Origin of the sequence: Shewanella sp. SG41-4 (assembly GCF_014164505.1) — a bacterium.
GTDB lineage: Bacteria > Pseudomonadota > Gammaproteobacteria > Enterobacterales > Shewanellaceae > Shewanella.
On record NZ_JACJFI010000560.1, the window covers coordinates 1 to 1,575 of the forward strand.

The window sequence follows — 1,575 nt, forward strand, 5'->3', positions numbered from 1 at the left end:
AATTTTATGGGTTACATGTGTGGGGTGTTACTTGCCGCTAGCATGCACAACCTTAACTACAAATATAACTTACACCGGCTGTACCTTATATTGAGTGTCGTCACTTCAGCTGCAATGGTAATGACCACTGATATGGTGACTTGGGCGGTATTACGCTTTATTGCCGGAATCTGCGCTTCAGGAGGCTTTATTATTGCCTCTGGTTTGATATTAAAATGGCTAGTTAACCATAATCACCGTGCAGAATTGGGCATTCACTTCTCTGGTGCGGGCTTGAGCATCATTGTTACCTCGATACTAATAGAAGCTATGCTGACCATGTCAGCCGACTGGCAGCAACAGTGGCTAGCGTTAGCCGTGATGGCAGCAATATTCTCGATCCCTGCATGGTTATGGATGCCACATCCTTTTGTTGGTGGTAAAGCGGGAGCAGGGGTCAAAGATAATCCACCAAGTAAAGCCTTTAAATCGTTAATGATATTGGCTTATTTCTGTGCCGGTTATGGTTATGCCGTCAGTTCGACTTTTATTGTTGATATTGTCGAACGTGTTGAAGGTTTACAAGGACAAGGAGGTGTTGCTTTTCTATTGGTAGGCGTCGCGGCAACACCAGCACCTTTAATATGGGATCAAATCGCCCGTCGAGTGGGTTACTTAAAAACGCTATTAGCCGCCTATATCTTACAGGCCGTAGGCATTATTCTTCCTGCAATCAATGACAGCTTACCTGTTGTTATATTAAGTGCACTGTTGTTTGGTGGCACTTTTATCGCATGCGTCAGCCTAGTTTTGACCATGGCGGGCAAGTTTTATCCGAGTAACCCGGCTAAGTTTATGGGCACAATGACCTTAGCTTATGGTGCGGCACAAATTATTGCCCCCGTGTCTACCGGATATCTTGTTGAAGCACTGGGGAATTATGATATTGGCTTATACCTATCTGCCACTGTGGTAATGATGGGCACGCTGTTTTTGTTTGGATTGTTAAATATTGATAAAGACGCGATAAAAAACACAACCATCAACATAGAAACTAAGCGCATTATTGGCTAAATTAATCGGCACTAAAATTGAGCGATATATGCGCTAATCATTTTTAAGGTTTTTATCTATTAGTGTTTCTCGAGTAAACCAATTGGATAGTAAGTGACACTCCAAAACCCGTTTTTGTCGACTTGATTAAATAGATGTTGGTCGTTTTACGGACCAGCCTTGGCGCACATGATTTTATTGGATGTTGCTTGGATGAAATTAGCTCTATTGGTTATGAAGGTGCACGTAAAAATAAGTGGCTTATGTCTTATTTTCTTTTATTGATGAAACGACTCGTTATGTTATTAAAAATAAAAGTAATTTATACTGAGTTAGTTTACTGCAATGAATAACGTTTAATGATGTATTAATAAAAAGCTTATTTTATTAAAGTACATTAGGGCCTGTTGATCTTTCAAGGTTGTTTTTGCAGCGAATTGTTGGTCATTTGTACAAGGCAGAGACTTTGTGGTGTAGTTATTCTACATAAAAAGTCGATAACGCAGTAAAAATGACCAACAAACGCTGCCCGAAGGGTTCGGC

The 1,575-nt window shown here is 40.6% G+C and carries 1 protein-coding gene; it reads left to right on the top strand.

Annotated elements, in window-relative coordinates:
- On the top strand, positions 1-1,053 hold a 1,053-nt coding region (locus tag H5202_RS22220), incomplete at its 5' end, for a YbfB/YjiJ family MFS transporter (RefSeq protein WP_182773941.1).
- Between the last annotated feature and the right edge of the window lie 522 nt (positions 1,054-1,575).